22 protein-coding genes are annotated in these 25,209 nt (G+C 61.2%); 7 read left to right on the forward strand and 15 right to left on the reverse strand.

Features of this window, described 5'->3' with window-relative positions:
- Positions 1-49 precede the first annotated feature (49 nt).
- The 4 genes from NLY43_RS06595 to NLY43_RS06610 all read right to left on the reverse strand — a co-directional run bounded on the left by NLY43_RS06595 (position 50) and on the right by NLY43_RS06610 (position 4,566).
- The gene (locus tag NLY43_RS06595; protein ID WP_023711897.1) at positions 50-853 is read right to left on the reverse strand and encodes an agmatinase family protein; all 804 of its coding nucleotides are present in this window, start codon (positions 851-853) and stop codon (positions 50-52) included.
- A gap of 96 nt (positions 854-949) precedes the next feature.
- A complete protein-coding gene (locus NLY43_RS06600) occupies positions 950-2,122 on the reverse strand; it encodes an amidohydrolase (protein WP_023711898.1) in 1,173 nt (390 codons plus the stop codon).
- Between the two features lie 12 nt (positions 2,123-2,134).
- Entirely contained in the window at positions 2,135-3,361 is a 1,227-nt protein-coding gene (locus tag NLY43_RS06605; RefSeq protein WP_031199436.1) for a Zn-dependent hydrolase, read from the reverse strand.
- Positions 3,362-3,363: 2 nt separating this feature from the next.
- Complete coding sequence (locus tag NLY43_RS06610; RefSeq protein ID WP_023711900.1) at positions 3,364-4,566, reverse strand: diaminopropionate ammonia-lyase; 1,203 nt, start codon at positions 4,564-4,566, stop codon at positions 3,364-3,366.
- A gap of 103 nt (positions 4,567-4,669) precedes the next feature.
- Here NLY43_RS06610 and NLY43_RS06615 point away from each other — a divergent pair, with 103 nt between their 5' ends.
- The gene (locus NLY43_RS06615) at positions 4,670-5,146 is read left to right on the forward strand and encodes an Lrp/AsnC family transcriptional regulator (RefSeq protein WP_023711901.1); all 477 of its coding nucleotides are present in this window, start codon (positions 4,670-4,672) and stop codon (positions 5,144-5,146) included.
- 58 nt (positions 5,147-5,204) lie between these two features.
- Here NLY43_RS06615 and NLY43_RS06620 read toward each other — a convergent pair whose 3' ends face one another.
- The 6 genes from NLY43_RS06620 to NLY43_RS06645 all read right to left on the reverse strand — a co-directional run bounded on the left by NLY43_RS06620 (position 5,205) and on the right by NLY43_RS06645 (position 12,138).
- Positions 5,205-7,313 carry a molybdopterin-containing oxidoreductase family protein gene (locus NLY43_RS06620; protein WP_023711902.1) on the reverse strand — a complete coding sequence of 703 codons (2,109 nt, stop codon included), beginning with the start codon at positions 7,311-7,313 and terminating at the stop codon, positions 5,205-5,207.
- A 158-nt stretch (positions 7,314-7,471) separates the two neighbouring features.
- A complete protein-coding gene (locus NLY43_RS06625) occupies positions 7,472-9,349 on the reverse strand; it encodes an ABC-F family ATP-binding cassette domain-containing protein (protein ID WP_023705325.1) in 1,878 nt (625 codons plus the stop codon).
- Between the two features lie 134 nt (positions 9,350-9,483).
- Positions 9,484-9,930 carry a Ros/MucR family transcriptional regulator gene (locus tag NLY43_RS06630; protein WP_023670270.1) on the reverse strand — a complete coding sequence of 149 codons (447 nt, stop codon included), beginning with the start codon at positions 9,928-9,930 and terminating at the stop codon, positions 9,484-9,486.
- Between the two features lie 166 nt (positions 9,931-10,096).
- Positions 10,097-10,330, reverse strand: coding sequence for a hypothetical protein (locus tag NLY43_RS06635; protein WP_023711903.1), 234 nt, complete (start codon positions 10,328-10,330; stop codon positions 10,097-10,099).
- Entirely contained in the window at positions 10,323-11,291 is a 969-nt protein-coding gene (locus tag NLY43_RS06640) for a DMT family transporter (protein WP_245262692.1), read from the reverse strand. The genes NLY43_RS06635 and NLY43_RS06640 overlap by 8 nt, the downstream gene beginning before the upstream one ends.
- 13 nt (positions 11,292-11,304) lie before the next feature.
- On the reverse strand, positions 11,305-12,138 hold the full coding sequence (locus NLY43_RS06645) for a hypothetical protein (RefSeq protein WP_023689075.1): 834 nt from the start codon (positions 12,136-12,138) through the stop codon (positions 11,305-11,307).
- A gap of 111 nt (positions 12,139-12,249) precedes the next feature.
- Here NLY43_RS06645 and NLY43_RS06650 point away from each other — a divergent pair, with 111 nt between their 5' ends.
- On the forward strand, positions 12,250-13,218 hold the full coding sequence (locus tag NLY43_RS06650; protein ID WP_023711904.1) for a LysR substrate-binding domain-containing protein: 969 nt from the start codon (positions 12,250-12,252) through the stop codon (positions 13,216-13,218).
- Between the two features lie 237 nt (positions 13,219-13,455).
- Here NLY43_RS06650 and NLY43_RS06655 read toward each other — a convergent pair whose 3' ends face one another.
- Entirely contained in the window at positions 13,456-13,608 is a 153-nt protein-coding gene (locus NLY43_RS06655) for a hypothetical protein (RefSeq protein ID WP_023693936.1), read from the reverse strand.
- A gap of 135 nt (positions 13,609-13,743) precedes the next feature.
- Here NLY43_RS06655 and NLY43_RS06660 point away from each other — a divergent pair, with 135 nt between their 5' ends.
- The 4 genes from NLY43_RS06660 (at position 13,744) to NLY43_RS06675 (ending at position 16,794) form a co-directional block, all read left to right on the forward strand.
- Positions 13,744-13,911, forward strand: a complete 168-nt coding sequence (locus tag NLY43_RS06660; RefSeq protein WP_023711905.1) for a hypothetical protein — start codon at positions 13,744-13,746, stop codon at positions 13,909-13,911.
- Positions 13,912-13,961: 50 nt separating this feature from the next.
- Positions 13,962-16,043: an ATP-dependent helicase gene (locus NLY43_RS06665; protein WP_023711906.1), complete on the forward strand. Its 2,082-nt coding sequence runs from the start codon at positions 13,962-13,964 to the stop codon at positions 16,041-16,043.
- A 157-nt stretch (positions 16,044-16,200) separates the two neighbouring features.
- The gene (locus tag NLY43_RS06670; RefSeq protein ID WP_023670262.1) at positions 16,201-16,503 is read left to right on the forward strand and encodes a DUF982 domain-containing protein; all 303 of its coding nucleotides are present in this window, start codon (positions 16,201-16,203) and stop codon (positions 16,501-16,503) included.
- A 117-nt stretch (positions 16,504-16,620) separates the two neighbouring features.
- The gene (locus NLY43_RS06675) at positions 16,621-16,794 is read left to right on the forward strand and encodes a hypothetical protein (protein ID WP_245264012.1); all 174 of its coding nucleotides are present in this window, start codon (positions 16,621-16,623) and stop codon (positions 16,792-16,794) included.
- A 108-nt stretch (positions 16,795-16,902) separates the two neighbouring features.
- Here NLY43_RS06675 and NLY43_RS06680 read toward each other — a convergent pair whose 3' ends face one another.
- Positions 16,903-17,490: a sterol desaturase family protein gene (locus NLY43_RS06680; protein ID WP_245264011.1), complete on the reverse strand. Its 588-nt coding sequence runs from the start codon at positions 17,488-17,490 to the stop codon at positions 16,903-16,905.
- Between the two features lie 501 nt (positions 17,491-17,991).
- On the opposite strand from NLY43_RS06680, the gene NLY43_RS06685 reads away from it, so the two are divergent.
- Positions 17,992-21,024 (forward strand): rhamnosyltransferase WsaF family glycosyltransferase, encoded by a 3,033-nt coding sequence (locus NLY43_RS06685; RefSeq protein WP_198025480.1) that lies wholly within the window; start codon positions 17,992-17,994, stop codon positions 21,022-21,024.
- On the opposite strand, the gene NLY43_RS06690 is transcribed toward NLY43_RS06685, so the two are convergent.
- The 3 genes from NLY43_RS06690 to NLY43_RS06700 all read right to left on the reverse strand — a co-directional run bounded on the left by NLY43_RS06690 (position 21,011) and on the right by NLY43_RS06700 (position 25,031).
- Positions 21,011-21,829 (reverse strand): class I SAM-dependent methyltransferase, encoded by an 819-nt coding sequence (locus NLY43_RS06690; protein WP_050590315.1) that lies wholly within the window; start codon positions 21,827-21,829, stop codon positions 21,011-21,013. The genes NLY43_RS06685 and NLY43_RS06690 overlap by 14 nt on opposite strands.
- A gap of 272 nt (positions 21,830-22,101) precedes the next feature.
- Positions 22,102-23,610, reverse strand: a complete 1,509-nt coding sequence (locus tag NLY43_RS06695) for an alginate O-acetyltransferase AlgX-related protein (protein WP_023711910.1) — start codon at positions 23,608-23,610, stop codon at positions 22,102-22,104.
- On the reverse strand, positions 23,610-25,031 hold the full coding sequence (locus NLY43_RS06700) for an MBOAT family O-acyltransferase (protein WP_023711911.1): 1,422 nt from the start codon (positions 25,029-25,031) through the stop codon (positions 23,610-23,612). Before NLY43_RS06700 ends, NLY43_RS06695 begins: the two co-directional genes overlap by 1 nt.
- Between the last annotated feature and the right edge of the window lie 178 nt (positions 25,032-25,209).

Here is a 25,209-nt window from a genome sequence, read left to right on the forward strand (position 1 = left end):
GAAATGCGAGTCGCAACAATGATCTACCATGCCGCCCTGCCAGATTGATTCAGCCGGCGCCATGCGTCTTGAGCATCATGCCGGCGATCTCCTTGACCAGCTTGGCGGCAACCAGCGCGGTGAGATTGGAGACGTCCTGGCTTGCATTGTATTCGACGACATCGGCGCCGACGATGGGCTGGTCGATCCGCTGGATCAGGTTGATCACTTGCCGGGTTGTAAGACCACCGGGCTCGCGGTGCGACACGCCGGGCGCACAAGCCGGGTCGAGGCCGTCGAGATCGACCGAGAGATAGACCGGCGTCTTGAGATCGAGCTGCAGATCCTCGCTGAAATGCCGCGCCTCGATCATTTCGACGCCGAAGCGCTTGAGCTGGTCACGAAGCTCATCATCGAGGGTGTGCGAGCCGATCTGGATCAGCCGGTCGGCCAGCCCCTCCTCCAGGATGCGCGCGAAGGACGAGGTGTGGGACCGCCTGTTGCCCTGATAGGCATCGTAGATGTCGGGATGGGCGTCGATCTGGACGATCGTTAGCCTGGCATGGCGGCGGCGCACGGCACGCAGCACCGGCCAGGCGATGGCATGATCGCCACCGAGGCTGATCAACGGGTGGCCGGCATCCAGCGCGCGGCCGACCTCGGCCTCGATCCGCTCCCATGGACCGCCGGCGCCTGAAAAGTCGATGTCGCCGTGGTCGACGAAACTGTCCGCCACATCGAAGCCGGTTTCGCTCCACGAGTTGTGCGCGTCGCTTTTGAGTTCGCGCCGGATCAGGGCCGGTGCTGCGGCCGCGCCCTTGAGATAGGACGAGTTCTCGTCATGCGGTATTCCCAGAAGCGAAACCCTGGCCATCGGCGTGCGATCTCCGGCAACAGGCCATCTCCCTAAACCCGGCAGCTGGCTGGCGATAGCAGTGCCGCTTGGGCCAGTTGCGAAGGCGATCAGGCGTCACTTCACGATCGCGCCGCCCAGCCTTTGCCTGACGATCGCGGCGTGGAAATTCGTGCCGTGCAACAGCCCGTCATCGTTGAAGTCGTAGCTGGAATTGTGCAGCGGCGGCGAGGTCTCGCCATTGCCGAGAAAGACGAAGCAGCCCGGTACGTGATCGAGGAAGCGGGCGAAATCCTCCGAGGCGGTCATCGGCTCCGCCGCGATGCTGGCGGCGCCATAGGCCAGCACGCGCCTTGCGGCGACAAAGGCCGCGTCCACCAGGTCGGCATCGTTCTGCAGCGGCACGAATTCCCTGCTATAGGTCACGTCGGCGGTGACATTGTAGGCACCGGCGGTGCCTGCCGCGATGACCCGCATCTGGCGCTCGATCTCGGCGCTGACCTCGGGACGAAAACTGCGGGCGTCACCAAGGATGCGGGCGAGGCCGGGCAATGCGTTGCGGGTGCCGTCGGTGATCAGCTCGGTCACCGAAACCACCGAAATGTCGGCGGGACTCAGCCGGCGCGAGACGATGGTCTGCAGATTGGTGACCAGCGCGCAGGCGGCGACCAAGGTCTCGTTCCCGGAATGTGGCCGCGCCGCATGGCCGCCGGTGCCCTTGAGCACGATCTCGAAATTGTCCTCCGCCGACATGAACGGGCCGGCACGGGTCTCGAAATGCCCGACGGGCAGGCCAGGCATGTTGTGCAGGCCAAAAATCTCGTCGAAGGGAAAGCGCTGCAGCAGCCCGTCGTCCAGCATCGCCAGCGCTCCCCTGCCCCATTCCTCGGCGGGCTGGAAGATGAAGCGCACGGTGCCGTCGAAACCGCCCTCGGCGGCCAGCAGCTTTGCCGCGCCGAGCAGCATGGTGGTGTGGCCGTCATGGCCGCAGGCATGCATGATGCCGGGGTTCTGCGAGCGATGGGCGGTCGCGGACTGCTCGGTGATGCGCAGCGCATCCATTTCGGCCCTGAGCGCAATCGCCCGGTTGCCGCTGCCGCGCTTCAATGTGCCAACGACGCCGGTGCCGCCGACCCCCTCTGCAACATCGTCCAGCCCGAATTCGCGCAGCTTCGCGGCGACAAAGGCAGCGGTGCGCTTTTCCTCAAAGCCGAACTCGGGGTGCGCGTGCAAATCGCGCCGCCAGCCGGTCATTTCCTGCTTCAGCACATCACGATCGAGCTCAGCCATTTTCTCCCCGACCTATTTTGCAAGCTCACTGGCGACATCAAGCAGGATGTTGGCGCCGGCGACAAGCTCGGCATCTTCAGTGTGTTCGCGCGGATTGTGGCTGATGCCACCGGCGCTCGGCACGAAGATCATTGCCGCCGGCGCGAGGCGGGCCATCATCTGCGCGTCATGGCCGGCGCCCGATGTCATGCGCCTGACGCCGCGACCGCGGTTCTTCGCGGCCGCCTCGATCCGCTCGACGATGCCGATGTCGAACAGCACCGGTTCGAAGCGGGCGAGCCGCTCGACCGAGATCGATACGTTCTCCGAAACCTCAAGCTCCTCGAGATAGGCAGCAAGGGCCGCCTCATGCGCCTGCAGGCGCTGTTCGTCGGGATCGCGCAGGTCGATGGTGAAGACGGCGCGCGCGGGAATGACGTTGATGGCGTTGGGTTCGAAGCGCATCGTGCCGACCGTGGCCACGGTTGGCCCATTTGAAGCCCTGGCCCGATCGTGCAGGAAGGTGATGATGCGGGCGGCGGCGTGGCCGGCGTCGCTGCGCATCGACATCGGCGTGGTGCCGGCATGGTTGGCGGCGCCGTCGATGGTGATGCGCTGCCAGGAAATGCCTTGCAAATTCTCGACCGCGCCGATCGGCACGCCTTCACGCTCCAGCACCGGCCCTTGCTCGATATGAAGTTCGAGATAGGCATGCGGCTTGAGGAAGCCGGGTTCGCGGTCGCCGGCATAGCCGATGCGGGCGAGCTCCTGGCCGAGCACGCTGCCATCCGTGCCGATGGCGGCCAGCACGGCCTTGGCGCTGACGCCACCGGCATGGCATAGCGAGCCCATCATGTCAGGCGTGTAGCGCACGCCTTCCTCATTGGTGAAAGCGGCGACCGCGACCGGGCGCGACGGCGAAAAGCCCGAAGCCTGCAGCGTCTCGATCACCTCCAGCCCGGCCAGCACGCCGTAGCAGCCATCATAGATGCCGGCATCGATAACGGTGTCGATATGCGAACCGATGAGCAGCGGCGCCTGCCCGGCATTGTCGGGGCTTTGCCAGATGCCGAAGATATTACCGACCCGGTCGATGGCGACTTCCAGCCCGGCCTGCCTGAGCCAGCCGACAAAGAGGTCACGGCCCTGTCTGTCTGTGTCGGAGGCGGCGAGCCGGATCAGCCTCTCCTCACTGTCGCGGCCGACGGCGCCGAGTTCCCGGATGCGGCCAAGCAGACGCTGTGCATCGATCCCGATCATGGCTATGCCTCGGCCTTCAGCTTGCCGGCCAGCACATCGGCGGGGCTCTGCCCGACCAGCTCGGTATAGCGATGCGGGTCTGTGGCGCCTTCGGTGTTGATCAGCAGCACGCGGGATTTGTCGTCGAGCCCGAGCGCGGCCTTGTGGTCGGCCACCGCCCGGATCAGCCCGGCCAGACCGACGCCGCCGCTTTCGCCGGCGACGATCACTGGATCATTGCCAGCCGGCCGTGCCAGCCGCCGCATCACCGCGACCGCCTCCTCCTCATCCACCGTCATGAAGGCATCGGCAACCCGCGCCAGAACGCGCCAGGCAACTTGCGAGGCCTCGTAGCATTCGAGCATCGCCATCACCGTCGGCTGATCGTGTGCGACCTTGACCACGTGGCCCACCCGGGCGGCTGCGACAACGCAGGCGGCGCGGGCCGGCTCGACGACGATGAAAATCGGCCTGGCGTCACCGAGCACGATGGCGAGATGGCCGGCCAGGGCGGCGGCAATGCCGCCGACACCGGCCTGCACGAAGACATGGGTCGGCGGCTGCGGCAACTGGCCCAACGCTTCACGCACGATCGTCGAATAGCCCTGCATGACCAGACCGGGGATGCGCTCGTAGCCCGGCCAGGAGGTGTCGGACACCACGGTCCAACCTTGCTCAGCTGAAACCTCGGCGGCCTGCCTGACCGAGTCGTCATAATTGCCGTCGACGCGGATCATCTCGGCGCCATAGCGGGCTATTGCTGCAATGCGCGCCTCGCTGACGCCGGCGTGAACGAAGATTGCCGCTTTCGCGCCAACCAACTGTGCACCTTCCGCGACCGAGCGGCCATGATTGCCGTCGGTGGCGCAGGCAACCGTCATGCCGGCAGCGACCGCCCGGACGTCGAACCGGTTGAGATCGGCCACGTCAACGGGCCGACCAAGCGATCGGCTCGCCTCCTCCAGCACCAGTCGAAAAACGGCATAGGCGCCGCCGAGCGCCTTGAAACTGCCGAGACCGAGGCGAAAGCCTTCATCCTTGATGTGGACGGCGCCGAGGCCGAGTTCGCCGGCCAGCGTCGGCAATGCATGCAACGGAGTTGCGAGGTGATTGTCGCGATGGGCAAGAAAGCGCTCGACCTTATCGGCACCGGCATTCCCCAGCGTTTCGGCATCGACCGGATCGAGCGGCCGGCGGTGCAAGGCATTGCTGTTGAGCAGGAACACGGGTGGCCTCCTTTGGGTGTGACGAAATCATATTGCAGCCGAGGCGCAAATAGCGCTGTTATTGGCGCTTCGAAATGCAAGTTTGTTTCGCCAGGATAGCGCTTTGCCTCGATCGCCTTCGCTCGACAGTTTCGACCTCGCCATCCTTGCCATCCTGCAGCGGGACAACACGACGCCGCAGCGGCTGATCGGCGAAGCCGTCAACCTGTCGGCGCCGGCGGTGCAGCGGCGCATCAAGCGCATGGAACAGTCCGGCGTCATTGCCGGCAACGTCGCTGTCATCAACCCCGTTGTGGTCGGCCAGCCCATCAACATTTTCGTCGAGGTCGAACTGGAGAGCGAACGCTCGGACCTGATCGACGCGGCCAAGCGGCAATTCTCGGCAGAGCCCGAAGTGCAGCAATGCTACTACGTCACCGGCGAGGCCGACTTCATCCTAGTCATCACCGCGGCCGACATGGGGGCCTATGAGGCCCTGACGCGCAGACTGTTCTTCGACAGCAAGAATGTCCGAAAATTCCGCACCTTCGTTGCCATGGACCGTGTCAAGGTGGGGCTGACGGTGCCTCTGCCGGGATAGCCAGTCTCTTTTACGCAATTCCGGACGGAAAACCGCTCACACTTTTCCTGGAATTGCTTTAGCCCGCCGGCCGCAGCCAGACCTTGTTGTCGTGAAAGGCAGCGCCGCCATAAGGTGCCGGCGCATCGGCGCCGGTGAGCACATTGATGCCTTCGCCACGCTCATGGGCGCTGTTTGGCCAGATGCCCTCGCCGATCACCACGCCGCGCTTGAGGCCTTCGAACAGCTTTGCGTGCAGCACCACCTCGCCACGCCGGTTGCCGACCTCGATACGGTCGCCGTCGCCCAATCCAAGCGCGGCGGCATCGTCCGGGTGCACCAGGAGTTCCGGCCGGCCTTCCTTGGCTCTCGACACAGGTGTCTCGGCGAATGTCGAATTGAGAAAGTTGCGCGCCGGCGATGTGGCGAGCCGGAACGGATGCTCCGCATCCGCGACCTCGATCAGGTCGACATGGTCGGGGAATTCCGGGAGCTCCGCCACCGGCCCGAACAGGCCCATGATTTTCGGCGGCCGGTTGGGCGCCGCCTGCCCGCTCCAATTGGCGCGGAAGTGAAATTTCTTGTCGGCATGGCCGAAACCATCGATGAAATGCGCCGCCTCGAAATCCGGCTGCAGGTCGACCCATTTGTCTTCCTTGAGGCTGGCGAAGGAGCCCAGCCCGCGCTTGCCGAGGATGATGTCGATATGCTGCTGCTCGGTCAGGCCAAAGCCCGGCCGGTCTGCGACGCCGAGACGCTGCGCCAATTGCTCGATGACGAAATGGTTGGTGCGCGGCCCTTCCGGCGGTTCGATCAGCTTGGGGCCGAGCGTGATGTGCTGGTTGCCACCGCCCTTGTAGACGTCGTCATGCTCGAGAAACATCGTTGCCGGCAAAACGACATCGGCGAGCTTTGCCGTGTCGGTCATGAACTGCTCGTGCACGCAGGTGAACAGGTCGTCACGCAGGAAACCCTGCTTCACCAGCCGCTGCTCGGGCGCGACATTCACCGGGTTGGTGTTCTGGATCAGCATCGCCGTCACCGGCGGGCCACCGTAAAGCGCGTCCGCTGCACCGGTCAGCACCGGGCCGATACGCGACTGGTCGAGATGGCGAATATTGGGATCGCGCATCGCGGCGCCTTCCAGCACATCCTGGTTGAGCTTGAAGATGCCGGAATTGGAATGGAAGGCACCGCCACCCTCATATTGCCAGGCGCCGGTGACGGCGGCGATGCAGGATGCCGCGTGCATGTTGACCGAGCCATTGCGCTGGCGGGCAAAGCCATAGCCGAGGCGGAAATAGGTTTTCCTCGTCGTGCCGACGAGGCGTGCGAAAGCCTCGATCTCGGTGACGGCAAGACCGGTGATGGCGGAAGCCCATTCCGGCGTGCGCGTCTCCAGATGCGCTTCCAGCCCCTTCGGATCGTCGGTGTATCTTTCGAGATAGGCGCGGTCGGCCATGCCTTCCCTGAACAGCACATGCATGACCGCGCAGGCCAGCGCGCCATCGGTGCCGGGCTTCAGCACAAGGCCTATATCGGCCTGCTTCATCGTCGCGTTCTCGTAGACATCGATGACGACGATCCTGGCGCCACGCTCCTTCCGCGCCTTGATGGCGTGGGTCATGACATTGACCTGCGTGACCACGGCATTGGTGCCCCAGATCACCACGCAGTCGGACTTCGCCATCTCGCGCGGATCGGGACCACGCAAGGCGCCCGCTCCCATCATCCAGCCGGTCCAGGCCAGATTGGTGCAGATCGAGCCGAAGAAGCCGGAGTATTTTTTCGCATGGCGCAGCCGGTCGATGCCGTCGCGCTGCACCAGCCCCATCGTGCCGGCATAGAAATAAGGCCAGACGGTCTCGGAGCCGTATTTTTCCTCGGCCGCGATGAATTTCTCGGCGACGAGGTCGAGTGCCGCTTCCCAGCTGGATTCTTTCCAGATGCCGGCGCCCTTGGCGTCGGCGCGAACAAGCGGCTTCAGCAGCCGGTCGGGATGGTGGACACGGTCGGCATAGCGCGCGACCTTGGCGCAGACCACACCAGCCGTATACGTATTGGACTTGGCGCCATGGACACGGCCGATGCGGTTGCCATCGAGCAGTTCGACCTCGAGCGCGCAGGTCGAAGGGCAATCATGCGGACAGGCGGAGTGGCCGATTCTGACCTTGGCGTGCTGGTTCATGCGGCGTTTTTAGCGGGTTTCGCGGGCGGCGTGTAGGGCCAGATCTTACCCTCCCCTTGATGGGGAGGGTCGGCGCGCAGCGACGGGGTGGGGTGCGGCGCGGACCCCCACCCCGCTCCGCTTCGCGGATCGACCCTCCCCACAAGGGGGAGGGTAAATCACTCCGCCGTGCCTTCCTCGTACTCGGCCGACATGGTCAGCCACTTTTCCTCGTGGCCAGCCAACTGCTGTGCCAGCTGCGAGCGCTCCTTGGCGAGCCGGGTCGCGGTCGACGGATCCTTTTCGTACACCGCCGGATTGGCGAGTTCATCCTCGATCAGGTCGATGCGTTTGCGGATGCGGTCCATCAGCGCTTCGGTGGCGCGGATTTCCTTGGCCAGCGGCTCGAAGGCGGCGCGGCGCGCCGCGGCATCGCGGCGGCGATCGGCCTTTGATGCCTTCTCGGCCTCGCGCTTGCCGCGTCGATCGCCGGACACGCCGGTGACGAGCGTCTTGTAGTCCTCTAGGTCGCCGTCATACGGGTTGACCGCACCATCCTTGACCAGCCACAGGCGGTCGGCGGTCGCTTCCAGCAGATGCCGGTCATGCGAGATCAGGATGACGGCGCCGGGAAACTCGTTCAGCGCATGGATCAAGGACTCGCGGCTGTCGATGTCCAAATGGTTGGTCGGTTCGTCGAGGATGAACAGGTTTGGACCCTCGAAGGCCGACAGGCCCATGAGCAGGCGCGCCTTCTCGCCGCCGGACAGGTCCTTGGCGGCGGTGTTCATCTTTTCGGTGGTCAGACCGAACTGGGCGACGCGGCCGCGCACCTTGGATTCCGGCGCTTCCGGCATCAGCCGGCGGACATGCTCATAGGCGTTTTCATCCGGGCGTAGGTCGTCGAGTTGGTGCTGGGCGAAGATCGCCACTTTCAGGCCCGGCGCCACCGTCATGGTGCCGCTCTCCTGCTTCAACCGGCCCGACAGAAGCTTGGCGAAGGTCGACTTGCCGTTGCCGTTGGCGCCGAGCAGGGCGATGCGGTCGTCGGCATCGATGCGCAACGTCATCTTCTTGAGGATCGGCTGGCCCTCGGTGTAGCCGACATTGACGTTGTTCAAGGCAATGATCGGCGACGCCACCGTTTTCACCGGTTCGGGGAAAGAGAACGGCCGCACCGTGTCGTTCACGATCGCGGCAATCGGCTTCATCTTCTCCAGCGCCTTGATGCGCGACTGCGCCTGTCTCGCCTTCGAAGCCTTGGCGCGGAAGCGTTCGACGAAGGACTCCATGTGTTTGCGCGCGGCTTCCTGCTTGACGCGGCCCTTCTCCTGCAATTCCTTCTGCTCGGTGTACTGGCGCTCGAACTGGTCGTAGCCGCCGCGCCAGAAGGTCAGCTTCTTCTGGTCGAGATGAACGATGGAATTGACGGCGCGGTTGAGCAGGTCGCGATCGTGCGAGATCAGAAGCACGGTGTGCGGATATTTCGACACGTAGTTTTCCAACCAAAGCGTGCCTTCGAGATCGAGATAGTTGGTCGGCTCGTCGAGCAGCAGAAGGTCGGGCTCGGCAAACAGCACCGCGGCGAGCGCCACACGCATGCGCCAGCCGCCGGAGAAGGACGAGGCCGGGCGGCGCTGCGCGGCGTCGTCGAAGCCAAGGCCGGCGAGGATGGTGGCCGCGCGGGATTCCGCCGAATGCGCATCGATATCCGCCAGCCGCATATGGATGTCGGCAATGCGGTGCGCGTCGGTGGCGGTCTTTTCCTCCTCGAGCAATGCGGTGCGCTCGAGATCGGCCTTGAGCACGATCTCGATCAGCGGCTCCTCGGTGCCGGGCGCTTCCTGCGCCACCTGGCCGATGCGGGTGTTCTTGGGCAGGCTTATCGAGCCGGTCTCGGAGGGAAAGTCGCCGGTGATGGCCTTGAACAGCGTCGTCTTGCCGGTGCCGTTGCGGCCGACGAGGCCGGCCTTTGTGCCGGCCGGCAAGGTCAGCGAGGCATGATCGAGAAGCAAGCGTCCGGCCATGCGGAGCGAAAGATCGTTGATGATAAGCATGCCGGGGCTTTTGCACGGGAGGGCGGCGCTTCGCAAGGGCCTGGGCGCCGGGGGGGCATAAGGCATGAAAACGGCGCGCCTTAAGCGCGCCGTCCATTGCAAACAGCAGACCGACTTTTCAGAGGCTGCCTGGTTCAGGCTTTGGGTTTGCGCTTCGTCACCTTGGCCGCGGCGGCCGGAACGGCCGGCTTGCGGCCGAGGCCCGAGGACTTGGCCAGTGCCGAACGGGTCGCGGAGTAGTTCGGCGCCACCATCGGATAGTCCGACGGCAAGCCCCATTTGCCACGATATTCCTCCGGGCTGAGACCATGGTCGGTCATCAGGTGGCGTTTCAGCGACTTGAATTTCTTGCCATCTTCCAGACAGACGATGTGGTCGGGAAACACCGACCGCTTCGGATTGACAGCGGGGTTCAGCGCGGGGCTTTCCACGGCGGCAATGCTGCCCAGCTTGCGCACCGATGCGCTGACGCTGGCGATCAGATCCGGCAGGCCGGACGCAGGGAGAGGATTGTTGCCGACATAGGCCGAGACGATGTCAGCAGTCAGTTCAATAGCGGTCTTGCTGTCGATGGTGTGCAATTCTGTTTCTCCCGCCGGTCATGAAGTTGCCGGCTTTTTTTAAGACTTCTCTTGATGTATCGACCTAGCTGCACCCCCCAACGGGTCGCTAAGTCTCAATAAACGATCAAGAATCGGAACAGGAGGATGTTTCCACAACAGGTTGCAACGTTGCAAATTAGAAAATCTAATACTTGGAAACGGCCGACTTCGCGCCAGCAGATTTCAACTGCACGGACCCGGCAGGTTTGGAGTCGGCCAGTATCTCCAGAATGCGCTTCCAGCGGGCGCACCGGCCGAAATCTTTTTGCTCTATCGCCTTTTCGGCCTTCATGGCGGCATAGAGCGGCGCCTCGGCGCCGAACTCCTTGATCAGCCAGAATGCTTCCTGTCTGGCGAGGCGTTCATCGTCGTCAAGCATGTTCAGCCTCCGAGCGTTCTATGCCCACCGCAATACAGCTGCCGATGACGAGGACCGCACCGGCTATCGCGGTCAGCGTCAGCCTTTCGCCCGACAGTGTCAGCAGCAGCGTCGACGCGATCGGCGTCAGATAGGCGATGACCGCAACCTTGCCACCGCCTTCAAGCTTCAAGGCGCGCGACCAGAAATAATATCCCAGCCCCATCGGACCGGCGCCGAGATAGAGGCCAAGCAGGAGGTGCTCGCTGGATGGCCAGGCTGCGCCGTCGTGAATACACCACAGCAAGGTCAGGCCGACGCCGACCAATGCCGAAGGCAAAAGCAAACGCTCCGACGGTGTGGCCAGGCGGGCGACCGCAATCGAATAGAAGGCCATGCACAGCGCCGAGCCGAAGGCAGCGAGATAGCCGACGATGCTGCCCTGGAGAAAAGGCTGGCCGCGGCCACCCGAGATCACCAGCGCCACGCCGACAAAGCCGAGCACGGCAGTCAAACCCAGAAGCACGGGGCGTTGCCGCTTGCCCAGCACGATGACCGCCGCCGCGACCATCAGCGGCCAGGTGTAGGCGACGAGATTGGCCTCGATCACCGGCATGGACGCAAAGGCGATGTATTGCAGCACCATGGTGCCGACCAGGCCAATAAAGCCGACCGCGACCGGCGCCAGGGTGCCGTCAGCACCCTTGGAAAAGGCTGCGTCTTGCAGGCCCCTCTTCCGGCTCGCCAGATGGATGACGGCGAACACCAGAGCCGCTCCACAAAATTGCAGCAACTGCACCAGCGACACCGGATGGCTGGCCAGCAGCGATTTGCCGACCAGCGCGTTGGTCGACCACAGGGCGACCGCGCCGGCGGCGAAGACCAGGGCCGATGGCGAGCCCGATCCATCCCGGAATCGCCGAGACGGTGCCTTGTCATTATCGCCGACCATGATGTTACCGACGGCCAAACCGGCGTCCACTTCTATGCTCTGGCTACCAGGATTCCCTTGACCCGCCCGGGACCGGCGCATCGGCCGCCGCCGTAACCGGACGTTCTTCCTCGAAGCGGCGATAGGCCGGCAGCTGGTTCGTCCAGACGTCTTCGGCGAGCTCGTTGACCCATTCGCGATCTTGATCATTGTCGGCTGCGAGATAGAACATGCGATTGTCGTCGACATAAGGCTTGGCCACCGAGCGCTGGTTGAGGACCAGCGTGACGCGCGAGCCGAGCTGGATCGGCGCGGTGCGGTGCAGGACGCCGAGAAACTGGCCGAGCGTGGCGTAGTTCATCTTGTGGTCGATGCGCATGACCTGGTTGCGCGGAATCTCGCGGCCGGATTCAAGGATGGCGCGGCCGGTCTCGGAATCGTCGCAGTAGATTTCGAGATGGCCGCCGACCAGCGGATTGCTGATCGACAGCGGAATGAGTTCGGTGACCGGGACACCGTCGCAATGCCAATCGACGGCGCCGTCCTTGGGATTCATGAAAGTGACGGTCGAGCCGACGATCGACAGCGGATAGGGCTCGAGCTTGGTGCCCATCATGTCGGACAGACGTTCCAGGCGCAGCTTGTCATGCAGCAACTCCTTGATCTCCGGGATAAAACGGTCGGCGCCGGTGATGAAGGTAAGGTCGAGGTGCTTGTGGACGGCGTGGCTGGCCTTGAGCTTCAACGCCGCCTCTTCGATCGCCGCCAGCAGCGCCGGGTCGTAGCCATGCAGATACTGCGCAACGCCGAAACCCGACACTTTCCAGGCCGTCTCATGGCCGATAATGGCTTCTCGGCTCATCGCGTAGCGCAGTTCAGGTATGGTATGGGCGTTCATTCTACTTCTCCAGGATGGGGGCATCACTTGGTAAACTGTCGATTAATTTCCCCACCCCTGTAAAATTAGGAATGCTGGTGCTAGTGTAAGCCCAGCTTAAGGTCGAAACGCGTGCGTCTGCTCAGTCAGGTCAACCTCAATTCGCTGAAGATTGTCGAAAGTGCCGCCCGGCACCGTAACTTCACGCGCGCGGGCGAAGAGCAGTTTATTACTGCTTCCGCCGTCAGCCAGCGCGTCAAAAGCCTCGAGGAACAGCTGCGCTTCAAGATCTTCCAGCGCGGCGGCAATGCGGTGTCGCTGACACCCGAAGGCGAGACCTATGTGTCGCGCGTTCGCGAGGCGCTGGAGCGCATCGTGGCGGCCAGCATGGAGGCGACCGGACAGTCGCAGGCGCATGTGCTGAAGATTTCGGTGCTGCCGACGTTCGCGGCGCGCTGGCTGTTTGCCCGCCTGCCGCTGTTCCAGCGGCAATATCCCGAAATCGAAATGCGGGTCTCGACCTCCTACGCCACCAATGAGTTCGCCACCTCCGAGTTCGACCTCGAGATCCGCTATGGCGACGGCAGCTTTCCCGACCTCAAGGCGGACCTGCTGTTCAAGGAGGATTTGACGCCGGTGTGCAGCAGGAAGCTGTTCCACGAGGTTCTCGGCGATAGGCCGCCGTCACAGGTGACGCCCGACGACCTCAGGCATTTCACGCTGCTGCATTCCGACACCTGCACGCAGAACTGGCAGTCGTGGCTGGGTTTTGCCGGCGCGAGTTCCGTGCTCGGTGAGACCAAGAGCATCTATTTCGATTCCTGCATGATGTCCTATGAGGCGGCCAATGCCGGCATGGGCTTTGCAGTCGCCAACCGCGCCTATATGGCGAGCGAGATCCGCGCAGAGCGGCTGGTCGCGCCGTTTGCCGTGCATCACCCCAACACCGCCGGCTGGTATTTCGTCTGCCCGGTCACCGCGCCCTACACGCGCAAGGTGGAATTGTTCAAGCAGTGGATCATGGCCGAGGCGGCGCTGACGCAGTGCCAGCTGGACGCCGGGATTGCCGGCGGCCCGGTGCTGCGCAAGGCCATTGCCTGAGGTCGGATTCTTTCCGCGGCCTTGCGGGATTTGTCGTCTTTTCTGCTGGTTTTGCGCAGACGGCATGAGCAGAACCGGCACGAAAACTGCCACCTCATGACGCAGGCGAGAGACTCAGCTATCTTCGGTTGTTGCGGCGGACCTGATATCCGCCTGGCCGGCGCTATCAGCTCACCTCCCAAGCGGCGCCGGCCTTCTTCTCCTGAAAGCCATTTCTCGTCTCCCGCCGGAAAACGATCATTGCGCCGGCTGATCGCCGCTGGCCGCCGGCTTTGGCGCCGAATCCGTCTGCGGAGTTTGATCGAGCACCGGGGCTTTGGTTGGCTGGATGTCGCCGTCGCAGGCGGCGAGCGCCAAGCTGGCGGCCAATAGAATCAGAAGCCTCTTCATGGCGACCTCCTAGGTCTGCCCTCTCCTTCGTAAGGCAACGAGGTGGTTCAGCTTTGGTTGCACGCTCGCAAACGGACCGCGTCGGCTGGAACCAAACGGCGGCTCTGAGGTTGGTTGCCCAAAGGAGATCGCGCCATGATCCGTCTGCTCATTACCGGCCTTTTCGCTTACGCGACCTATCGCATCGCCAAGGAGATCATCAAGGACGTGCCCGACAATTTCGATCCGTTGCCGGTGCCTGGCGACGAACGCGCCACCTTGCGGCGCCCGTCGGCGGCGACGGGTGTCGCGCCACGGCGATAAGGGCGACTTCGGCCCGTTGCGAACAAAGCGGAAACGATGCTTGATAGGCGATGACCATCGCCATCATTGATTCGTCCTTGCAGCCCGCCTATCTGGCGAAGCTCAACGCCGAGCAGCGGCTCGCCGTCGAACATGGCGACGGCCAGATCGCCGGGCCGCTGCTGGTGATCGCCGGCGCCGGCTCCGGCAAGACCAACACGCTCGCCCACCGGGTCGCGCATCTGATCGTCAAGGGAGCTGATCCCAGACGCATTCTGCTTATGACATTCTCGCGCCGCGCCGCCACCGAAATGGCCAGGCGGGTCGAACGCATCGCCGGCGAGGTGCTGGGCCGAGACGCGGCCGTCATCGCCGACGCGCTGGCCTGGGCCGGTACGTTTCACGGCATCGGCGCCAGGCTGCTGCGCGACTATGCGCTGACGATCGGCCTTGACCCGGCCTTTACCATTCACGACCGCGAGGATTCCGCCGACCTGATGAATCTTGCCCGGCATGAACTTGGATTCTCGAAGACCGAAAGCCGTTTTCCGACCAAGGGCACCTGCCTGGCGATCTATTCGCGCGCCGTCAACGCGCAGGCGCCGCTTGGCGAGGTGCTGGGTTCGGCCTTTCCGTGGTGTGCCGGCTGGGCCGAACAACTGAAGGCGCTGTTCGCCGGATATGTCGAGGCCAAGCAGGCGCAGAACGTGCTCGATTACGACGACCTCCTGCTCTACTGGGCGCAGATGGCCGCCGAGCCGGAGATCGCGGCGCATCTGGGCTCGCGTTTCGACCATGTGCTGGTCGACGAATACCAGGACACCAACCGGCTGCAGGCCTCGATCCTTTCGGCGCTGAAGCCGGACGGCGCCGGACTGACGGTGGTGGGCGACGACGCGCAGTCGATCTATTCGTTTCGCGCCGCGGAAGTGCGCAACATCCTCGATTTCCCGCAACAATTCGCGCGAGCCGCCGATGTCATCATGCTGGAGCGCAATTACCGCTCGACCGAGACTATTTTGGCGGCAGCCAATGCGGTCATCTCGGAGGCGTCGGAGCGATTCACCAAGAACCTCTGGTCGGAGCGCAAATCCTCGCAAAGGCCGAAACTGGTCAGCGTGCGCGACGAGGCGGAGCAGGCGAACTATGTCTGCCAGGCCATCCTGGCCGAGCGCGAGGCCGGCACGGTGCTGAAATCGCAGGCGGTGTTGTTTCGCGCCTCGCACCACAGCGGCCCGCTGGAGATCGAATTGACGCGCCGCAACATCCCCTTCGTCAAGTTCGGCGGGCTCAAATTCCTCGACGCCGCCCATGTCAAGGACGTGCTTTCGGTGCTGCGTTTTGCCGAGAACCCGCGCGACCGCGTCGCCGGCTTCCGCGTGCTGCAACTGCTGCCCGGCATCGGCCCTTCGGCGGCGAGCACCATCGTCGAGACCATGGCGACATCGCTCGATGACGCGATGGGGCTGGCCCGCTACCGGCCGCCGCAACGCGCGGCTGAGGACTGGCCGGCCTTCGTTGCACTCTATTCCGGCCTGCGCGCCCGGTCGGGGAAATGGCCGGCCGATCTCGAACAGGTCAGGCTGTGGTACGAGCCGCATCTCGAGCGCATGCACGATGATGCGACGACGCGGCGGGCCGACCTCATGCAGCTCGAGCAGATCGGTTCAGGCTATGCTTCGCGCGAGCGCTTCCTGACCGAGCTGACGCTGGATCCACCGGATGCGACCAGCGACCAGGCCGGGCCGCCGCACCGCGACGAGGACTATCTGATCCTATCGACCATCCATTCGGCCAAGGGCCAGGAATGGAAGAACGTCTTCGTGCTCAACACCGTCGATGGCTGCATCCCGGCCGATCTCGGCGTCGGCACCAAGGAAGACATCGAGGAGGAGCGCCGGCTGCTTTACGTCGCGATGACGCGGGCCAAGGACGGCCTGCATCTGGTGACGCCGCAGCGCTTCTTCACTCACGGCCAGGCAGCGCGCGGCGACCGCCACGTCTATGCCTCGCGAACCCGTTTCATCCCGGCCTCGATCCTCGGCGCCTTCGAGCAGACGTCGTGGGCGAGCGTCCACGCCAAGGACGATCCGCGCCACAGACCTGAAGTCCGCGTCGACCTCGGCGCCCGCATGCGCGGCATGTGGAAATAGCCGCAACCGCGAAAGCCGGCAGGGAGCGACCTCAAGAGCAAATCGTCCTGTCATGGCATCTCTCAGGGAACCTCGGGCCGCCGGCCGCGTTTTCTGGCGTCCAACCCGCGATCGGAGAGCGGCGACCGCCGCCTTCCGCCCATCCAGAGAGGCCAGAATGCACGACGCGATGTTCTTCACCCCGGTTGCCGTTAGCGTTGGCGCCGGCCACAAACGCATGCTCGCCTCGCTGTTCGAGATGCATGATTTCCTGACCGAATTTCCGCCGTCACGCCGGCGCCTGAGCTATGGCGCGGCCGTGAGGGCTTGCGAGGCGGCACGCGCCGGCGAAATCTCGACTGAGGCCGCACGCGATGCCCTGATCACCTTTGCAGTCACGGCAGGCATCCTCTGGCCCGCGGTCCAGCCGGCCGTCTCGGTCAAGCCGGTCGCACATGGTTATGGCGGCTACGCCGTCTGAGACGGCCGGGACCGGGCCTGCCCAGCAAAAAGATCACTCGGACTTGCCGGCAGACGTCGGCGAGGCCTCTGCCAGCCTTGCCGACGGGGCGGTCTGTTCGGTGTTGCCGACAAAGAGTTGATCGCCGACAAAGGGATAGGCAAGCTGCTGATGATAGAGCGAGGGAACCGGGTCATCGGTGTCGTATTCTGCGGCATCCTGTCGGGCATGAACAATGTGCCTCCCAGCATGTCGAGCAAAGGCAGCTGCCCGGCGAAATTCTTGTCCCAGGCTTCGCGCTCATTGGCATGATGCCAGTGATGAAATTGCGGTGACGCCAGCAGCCATTTCAACGGTCCGACCCTGATACGCGTGTCGAATGGATGAACAGCGACTGCCACTGACAGACCAATGTGAAGATCAGTATGGCGGGGGTCGAAAATCGAGCGCGAAGACCGGCAGGAACGACGCCGATTTGGTTAGGATCTGGTCGACAGGATGGACGCGGTGCGCTGCCAGCCAATCCATCTCCTCGACGCTGTGGTGGATCGAATGGAAGCGCCGCAGGAACGGGACGGCGTGAAAGGCGCGATGCGACAGGTAGAAGCCGGTATCGGCCAGCACCAGAACCTCCATCGCCTGCAGCCAGACCGGTTGCAACCGCACCGCCTGCGTAAGTCCGGCCGGAACAAGCTGGTGCAGCAGCAGCATGGCTGTGCCGATGACGATGATCAGGGCAATCTTGATGATGATGCCGTTGAACAAGAGGTAGACGACGTCGTTCGGCCAATGCCCGCGCGCCGACGAGTGCTCCGCATGCAGCGGCAACAGCCGCTCCAGCGGAATGAAGATAAGCGCGATGACCAGCACCGCCTTGAGGTCCATGAGATTGGACACCCTGCCCTCGTTGTGGCCGAAGATCAGCTCGCCGGAGATTAGCGCCAATTGCTGACGGTGGCTGGCCACGGATTGCTGCCATTTGCCGGCACGGGCTGCATGTCTGGCCAAATCAGGTCCCAGGTTTGGCGAACCAGTCCATCCGACAGCGCAGACGCAGGCAGCGGCACTGCGGCGACTGGAGAGCTTGCCGCCATCGGCCCGGATCGCGCCGGCCTTTTGAACAGGTTTCGAGAAGGGCATGCGTGGCGCCTCGTCCCCACTCCGCATGCCCACCTATGAAAAACGATATTTTCCGCCAAACAAATTGAATTTCGCGGTTGTTCGTGTTCATCCGCCCAGGATGTACATTGCCAGACATAAACGACAAAATATAACTTTTCACAACAGAGCCTAATTTATGTGCAAATTTCTGCGATTTGAAAGCTGAGATCGGTATTCTGTTAAAAGTATAAGATGAAACATGACGACAAGCTTCGAATTCATGTTGTGAAATTGAGCTCTCATGGCTACCCTGCCATCACAGCATGAGGAACGGCACGATATTTTTCTAGATCCTCATGTCATAGACCGGTATGGAAAAACAATATCGGCGCGCAGATGGGTGGACACTTGGCGAATACACGAGATGTATTATCGCGCACGACAAGTAACCGGTGGAATAGCGCCAATATCGGCGCCCTGTTCGCTGCGGTAACGCAACTCGGCATCCAGCAGTTTTTTGACTTCCGCAAAGAACCTGTCGCCGACAAAGACAACTCACTACCTGCCGAAATTCCGGTCGCCGGAATCCCTATAACCGGGCAGCCAGATTTAGGAGAAAATACGCCTCAGCATCCCAAGCTTATGTGCGGACTCGACGTTCCGTCGAGCCGCTCGTTTCACGTCGGCAAGGGGCTTGCTTTGTACCTGCAGGGCTGGGCTTTCTGTCCCGGCAACGCGATCAGACGGCTCTATGTCCTGGACGGAACCAGGCAGCACGAAATCAAGAACCATTCCTGGGCTCGGCCCGATGTCGTGCACTACTTCCATCCCGCACAGGATCCGACCGGCGGCAGCCTGTTTTCCGAATTCATCACGATATTGCCGATCGAGGAGATTGCCGAGCCGGAGAGCCGCGAACTGCGACTGCTCGCCGAGCTTAAATCGGGAGAGATGATCGAGCAGTCGCTTGCTGTCTTCGAGTTCCAGCCTGGAGCCAACCGTCGTCCGGTGAAGGTGAAGTGGCCTGCCAAAGGGGCCAAGGTTGCCATCTGCATGGCGGCTTACAATCCGCCGCTTGAGCTTCTGAAACGGCAAATCGGATCGATTCGGGAGCAAAACCATAGGAACTGGATCTGCATCATCACCGACGACAGTTCCAGCGCAGCCTCCCGCAACGACATTCTGGACCTGATCGAAAACGACAGCCGGTTCGTCTATGTCAAAAACAAGGAGCGCAAAGGCTTCTACAACAATTTCGAGGAATGCCTTTCGCTGGTGCCCGTCAACGCCGAGTTCGTCGCACTGGCGGATCAGGACGACTATTGGCACTCCGACAAACTGACGAAGCTCATCCATGCTTTGCCGGAAAGCAAGAAACTTGCATTCAGCGATTGTCGCATCGTGACCGGCCGCGAGGTTATCTCCGACACATATTGGACCGACCGCAAAAACGAATATACGGATTTTCTTTCGCTGTTCCTTGCCAATAGCGTGACCGGCGCCGCGAGCCTTTTTCGCAGCGACATCCTAGACCGTATCCTGCCGTTTCCGCAGCGACTGATGGACGCCTACCACGACCAATGGATCGCGCTTGCCGCCGAGGTTGCCGGCGGGATTTCCTATATCGAGGAGCCTCTGTACGATTACCATCAGCACGGTGCCAACGTTATCGGGCAGGTTATCAAGCGCTACCGCGGGGTCTCCTATTCAATAGGAGCCATCCTGAAAGGCGCAAAAAACAAGCGCGCCCTGCTCGACGCAGGCAGGACCTTGCTGCAGCAAGCACGCGCGGATTTTTCGGGGGCGCTGGAAAAGGCAGTATTCGCCGAAACACTTCGGCTGCGAAACCCTGGAATGTCGAGCACCCTCAAGAAGACGGCCAACCGAATCCCACGTTTGACGACCGGTATCTTCGAACCGATACGTCTGAAAATTTCAAGAATATTGCGGCGTCATTCGACATTGAACGTCGAGGGCCTGCTGATGAACGCCGCCTTGGGGGCCAGAGCAAGAAATCTCGCCTATCGATTAAGGAAAACCAAATACTTGCGATATGTCCGCAAGATCAAGACAGGGTCCGAAGCTCTACCGATGGCCGTCGCCGCCGGCGGGATACTGAGCATCGAAGATATGGAGAACAACTGGATTTTTCGCAATATCCAGCCGTTGACGTTGCACGTATCGCGCCACGAGCCAAAGCGCGTCAACATCCTTCTGGCCACGATCGACTTCAAATACATTTTCGGCGGCTATATCGGCATGTTCAGCTTGGCGCTTCGCTTGCGCCGGGAAGGTTTTCTCGTCCGGATCGTGACTATGGAACGTACGGAGTTGGACATGACGCTCGCCCGCGAGCGCATCAAGGGCTATCCAGGCATCGAGCGATTGTTCGACGACATCGAAATCGAGCATCGGCATGACCGCAAAGAGGAATTGTTCGTCAGCCCCGACGATCGCTTCATCGCGACCAATGGCTGGGGGGCTCATGTCGCGCACCGCGCCAGCCGAGAATTGGGACAGGACCGTTTCATGTTCATGGTCCAGGAATATGAACCCTATTTCCTGCCTATGAACACAATCGCCGCGCTTTTCCAGCAGTCTTACCGCTTTCCGCAATTCCAGCTTTTTTCGACGCCCTTGCTGCGCGATTTTTTCAAGCTGAACAGGATCGGCGTCTTCTCGAAGCCCGGCGCGGACAAGAACCACGCCGTATTCCGCAATGCCATTCAGAAATTCAAACCATCGATAAACGACATGCGTGATCGCGAGCGGCGCATTCTTTTCTACGCCCGCCCGGAGGCCCACGCCGCGCGCAATATGTTTGAGCTCGGAATGATGGCGCTTGCAGAGCTAGCTCGTTCTCCTGATTTTGACGCCGACAAGTGGAAATTCTACGGCATGGGCTCGATCGGCGGCGCCAGCAAGATCAGGCTGACGCGCGACGTGGTTCTGGAGATGATGCCCAAGACCGACCTGCAGACGTATACTCAACGTCTGCCGCACCACGATGTCGGCCTCTCGTTGATGCTGACGCCGCATCCCAGCCTGGTGCCGCTCGAGATGGCCTCGGCCGGTATGTGGACCGTGACCAACACGTTCGAAAACAAGACGGCGGAGAGCCTGCGGGATATCTCGACCAATCTGATCCCGGTGGAACCGACACTGGAGGGCGTGGTCGCCGGGCTCAAGGACGCCATCTCGCGCGTCGATCAATACGACAAGCGGCTGCAGGGCTCGCGCTTCAATTGGCCGACAGACTGGGACGACGCGTTCTCGCCAGCAGCGATGAAGAAGATCGTCGACTTCCTGTCTGATCGGCCGACCCTGTCCGTTCCGATCCGCTCGCCTCCGAATGGACTGGACTCAGTTCGCGCTGCGGCGGCCGGTCATCACCGCCCCGCTGCCTTATATCACCGGAGGAAGCCGGTCAGGGAACCCTAACGACCCACTCATCCTGCAAGCCCCACCATCCGGCTGGCTTGAACGATACGATGCGTGCATTCGTGGCATCGTAGATCGCCTTGATGACATACGGTGGCAACACGACGGTGGAGCCATAGATAGACGGATCTAGATCCTTCTGATCAGACCCGTCAAGATAGCCATATTGTTGGCCATTGCTGATGACTTCGGCAAGTTGTGGAACAACGCTTGCAGCATGCGCGCCGTGTGTGGAGAACATCAGGTACCCGCCCGGTTTGAGAGCGGCGCACACCGCAGACAGCCAGCGCTGAAACAAGCCGTCCGGAAGATGCGACCATAGCGAAATGGCGAAGATGAAATCGAACTTTTCGCCAGGTTTCCAGTGTTCGGGAATGCTGGCCGAAGGAATAGCCGCAACACTCAGCACCTCAGTGCAAAAGGACACCGCTTCGGGATGAATGTCGCAGGCAACTAAATTCAGGTCCTTCAAATGTCGCGTCACGCGACCATAGCCGCTTGCAAATTCCAGCGCCCTGGCATCCCTGGGCAAGCCCAATGATGTCATAAGCTCTCGAACCTGTTGCGCATTGGCGGCGCCATTCTCAAAGTAGTGCTTCAGTGCTTCGAATAACTTTATTTCCTCGCCTGTCGACAATCGAGCGACCAGATGGCCGAAAATGTGATCATATTCATGAAGTTCCGGAGTGACCGAGTATCTGTCCGCCCATACTTTGGCGAGGGCGCGCAGAAAATCGTTGGTTTCAAACGCCTTTGACGACCGGACCGGCGGGCTGTTGTGACTCGGTTCCTTCATTGGCAACATCGTTGACTCCTTCCTTTTGCCTTTAATTCACCGAGTGCGGCGGAGGCCTCAAGCAGTTCTTGGACAATTACTGATCCTGATATCTCCACCGGGCCTCACAGAATATATTAGGCTCGCTCCCCAGCATACTGCTGATCTGAATGCCCGCGGTCCTTCTTCCCATTATCCCCCTGGCTTTCAACATTGATGTTTCTCTCTTTCTGCGTCGTAGCCATCACTTCACCGTCAAGGGTTCCGGCATTGTCGCGAAAATGACCTGCCCAGGAACAGGATCATGGAGTCGCTTCGCTCGAATGCCAGCCAAACTCTAAATCCCTCATGATCGTTTGCTGCCCGGAATCACCTGGGTCGATACGAATGGAGCTTCCGGCAAGATAGTTGGGCAGAACCAGCGCAATCGCGTGGTCGCCAGCACCGAGGGGTAGTTGAATCGACCGGCCGGCCACAAAAGCTCCATCCTCGCCTCCGTGTGGTGAAAAAAAGATCTCGAACACATCTGGGCTGTTCAGCGTAAGCTGCAGGCGAACGCAGGGGGTTGTTCGGCTGATATCCGAGACGGGCACGGTGGCTATCATTTGTGGATCAGGGGCGGTCGCAAGAAAACCACTCGCGCCAACAACCATAGCTTGAAGCTTCGGCTCACCGGTGGCAGGGGCAAAATCTCTGCATTCCCTAGCAGCCAACTCGTCGCGCGCGACCAGAGCCTGACCCAGCGTGCTGGACCACGAAAGAGGGCCGATCAACACCGAATCGACGACCGCTCGCTCGACGCGGCTGACGATCAGCCGCTGGCTGGCGAGCACCGCGTTCGTGATCCCCTGTGGATCGGAAAGGTCCATAAAGTATTCGACGGCGTGTCGGAATGGCTGCGTCAAGCCTATGACTTTATTGTAGAACGAATCATGCAAGATTACGGTGGAGACCGCTTGGTCGACCTGCTTGAACGAAGAAAGCGCCTCTATTTCCGCCGGGGTGTCTATCTCACTTTCGGGTTCGCCGTTACCTACCAGCAGCATACGCGTCTCGAGATCTGTCGGATTCTGAGCCATTTTCCCGGCTAGTACTGGCGGCCGCACCCCGTTGCCATCGGGGAAGATCGCTACGAGCAATTGGCGAAAGGCGATGGCCGCACCAAAGTAGCTCCAGTGGGTGTCTGTCTTGCGATACAGATCGGTGCCGTTTGAACGTCCTTTTGCCTCCTGCAGTGCGCTTAAGTGATCAACAATCCGAGGTGCTTTGGCTCTGATCGTCGATCGCAGAAGGTCGGCACTCTGCTGTTTGCAGGCCCAGTATTTTTCAAAGTGAGGGTCGAGAAATTCTGGATATACTGTCGACTTATCAGGCGCTATCGTAAAATACATCTCAATGCCGGAAGCACCGGCGACGTCAATCATGGCATCCATACGTGAGACAGCCAATTCCACGTTATACCGTTCCTGACATTTCCCCTCGAACCAGTCGCCTTTCCAGTATATCCAGCCGTCTCTTCCAGTAGCGATGTTGTTGTGGTCGTATTGGCGAACGACTTTGAGTAATACGGTATTTCGAATGGAAATGGCGGACCGCTTTAACCAGGAACGCTCCAGAAGGGCGGAAGCCAGTTGATCGAAAGCGCCGCTTGAACTTGCCCGCAGAGATTCCGGCGCAGGAAAAGCGGTAAAGTCCTTCTGACCATAAGGTTCAACGGCGCCGCGAACAGCCAGCACCAACAGCGGCGACGCGATGATGACCACGAAGGCCGCGGTGACTATTGCGCTGCATATTTTTCTGGCTGTTTTCATCAGAATTGGAAATACAGGAACGGAGTGTAGCCACCGCTCAGCGCCAACACCTGACATACCATCAGGGCAACAACCGTGTAGCAGGCGCCGGCGACATACAGCTTATCGCCTCTGGTCTCGCTTGTCAGCAACTGGCCGAACGAAAGCCGGCCGGGCAAAACGTAAATTGCCGCACCGGCCACAAGGGCGATCAGGCTGGTCGTGGCTATCGGCGCAGCCGCATCGAGGCTGAATGCACCAGCGGCGACGGGCGAAGCCATCGCCTTCCACAAAGACATTGCCTGTTCAAGCGACGTCGCGCGGAACAGCGGCCAGCTCAGCATCACGACCGGCAGGAAATAGGCATATCGCAGCCACCCCTTCTCCAGCACTTTCGGCCAGGTGCCGGTGGCCACGCGCTCGACCAGGATGAAAAGCCCGTGGAACATACCCCAGCAGAAAAACGTCCAGGAGGCGCCATGCCAGAGGCCGGTTACCGCGAAGACGATCAACAGGTTTCGATAGGTCGCGATCCTGCCATGCCGGCTTCCCCCCAGCGGGATGTAGAGATAGTCGCGAAACCAGCTTGAAAGCGAGATGTGCCAGCGTCGCCAGAATTCGGTGATCGAACGGCTGGCGTAGGGTCTCTCAAAATTTTCCGCAAAGCGGATGCCGAACATGCGGGCAAGCCCGATGGCCATGTCGGAATAGCCGGAGAAGTCGAAATACAACTGGATGCCGTAGGTCGCGGCCGCCAGCCATGCCGTGGCAAAACCTATGGTGTCGTGGGGTGCGGCGAAAATGGCATCGGGGATCGGCGCAATACCATCGGCTATGATCACCTTTTTCATGAGGCCGTGAGCGAAGCGGGTGGCCCCAGTGGAGAAGTTCTCGAGAGATATTCTCGGCGCTCGAAAATCATCCACGACGTCCCGGAACCGCACAATCGGGCCGGCAATCAGGTGCGGAAAAAATGTGAAGTACGTACTGAAGAGCACGACATTGCGCTCTGCAGGAATTTCACGACGGTAGACGTCGATCAGGTAAGACAATGCCTGAAAGGTAAAAAAGGATATGCCGATGGGGAGGATTATGCCGGCGAATGTCGCCGACAGATTGCTGCCTGAAGTGAGGTCAACGTTCACCGCTATGAAATTGAGATATTTGAAGAACACGAGAATGCCGACCAGCAGCACGATTGCCGCCCCGACAACTGCATTTCTCAATCTCGCGCTTTTGCAAAGGTCGACAGCCAGCGCGCCGAAATAGGCGATGACTACATCCGCGATGAGTATGATTACATAGGACCCTGACGACCAATAGTAGAATGCCAAGCTCAGAACGAGCAGGCTTGGCCGAAAGGCAGAGGGCTTGGCAAAAAGAGCTATGGCAAGTGCGATAGGCAGGAAGAAGAAAAGAAAATTACTTGCCGAAAATACCATCCTGCCTCCAACCACGCCCACGCTCGGTGACCACCTCAGCTCTAAGAGCCAAGTTTGCCACCCAAGACCTCACCATCTATATCGAATATAGCGCGCAAGGATCGGCCAAAATACAAAAACATGTCCCAACGGCGAAAATATCGACAAAATGTATGAGCATTCGGCAATTCTCTCTGAA

The organism is Mesorhizobium sp. C416B, from assembly GCF_030323165.1.
Taxonomy (GTDB): domain Bacteria; phylum Pseudomonadota; class Alphaproteobacteria; order Rhizobiales; family Rhizobiaceae; genus Mesorhizobium.

What these genes read in the sequence shown, in the direction of transcription:
- NLY43_RS06645 (WP_023689075.1), bottom strand. Translation starts at nt 12,138, where the DNA reads ATGAACGCCCATACCATACCTGAACTGCGCTACGCGATGAGCCGAGAA.
- NLY43_RS06670 (WP_023670262.1), top strand. Translation starts at nt 16,201, where the DNA reads ATGCACGACGCGATGTTCTTCACCCCGGTTGCCGTTAGCGTTGGCGCC.
- NLY43_RS06690 (WP_050590315.1), bottom strand. Translation starts at nt 21,829, where the DNA reads ATGTTGCCAATGAAGGAACCGAGTCACAACAGCCCGCCGGTCCGGTCG.
- NLY43_RS06595 (WP_023711897.1), bottom strand. Translation starts at nt 853, where the DNA reads ATGGCCAGGGTTTCGCTTCTGGGAATACCGCATGACGAGAACTCGTCC.
- NLY43_RS06660 (WP_023711905.1), top strand. Translation starts at nt 13,744, where the DNA reads ATGATCCGTCTGCTCATTACCGGCCTTTTCGCTTACGCGACCTATCGC.
- NLY43_RS06600 (WP_023711898.1), bottom strand. Translation starts at nt 2,122, where the DNA reads ATGGCTGAGCTCGATCGTGATGTGCTGAAGCAGGAAATGACCGGCTGG.
- NLY43_RS06655 (WP_023693936.1), bottom strand. Translation starts at nt 13,608, where the DNA reads ATGAAGAGGCTTCTGATTCTATTGGCCGCCAGCTTGGCGCTCGCCGCC.
- NLY43_RS06605 (WP_031199436.1), bottom strand. Translation starts at nt 3,361, where the DNA reads ATGATCGGGATCGATGCACAGCGTCTGCTTGGCCGCATCCGGGAACTC.
- NLY43_RS06695 (WP_023711910.1), bottom strand. Translation starts at nt 23,610, where the DNA reads ATGAAAACAGCCAGAAAAATATGCAGCGCAATAGTCACCGCGGCCTTC.
- NLY43_RS06620 (WP_023711902.1), bottom strand. Translation starts at nt 7,313, where the DNA reads ATGAACCAGCACGCCAAGGTCAGAATCGGCCACTCCGCCTGTCCGCAT.
- NLY43_RS06700 (WP_023711911.1), bottom strand. Translation starts at nt 25,031, where the DNA reads ATGGTATTTTCGGCAAGTAATTTTCTTTTCTTCTTCCTGCCTATCGCA.
- NLY43_RS06625 (WP_023705325.1), bottom strand. Translation starts at nt 9,349, where the DNA reads ATGCTTATCATCAACGATCTTTCGCTCCGCATGGCCGGACGCTTGCTT.
- NLY43_RS06665 (WP_023711906.1), top strand. Translation starts at nt 13,962, where the DNA reads ATGACCATCGCCATCATTGATTCGTCCTTGCAGCCCGCCTATCTGGCG.
- NLY43_RS06635 (WP_023711903.1), bottom strand. Translation starts at nt 10,330, where the DNA reads ATGCTTGACGACGATGAACGCCTCGCCAGACAGGAAGCATTCTGGCTG.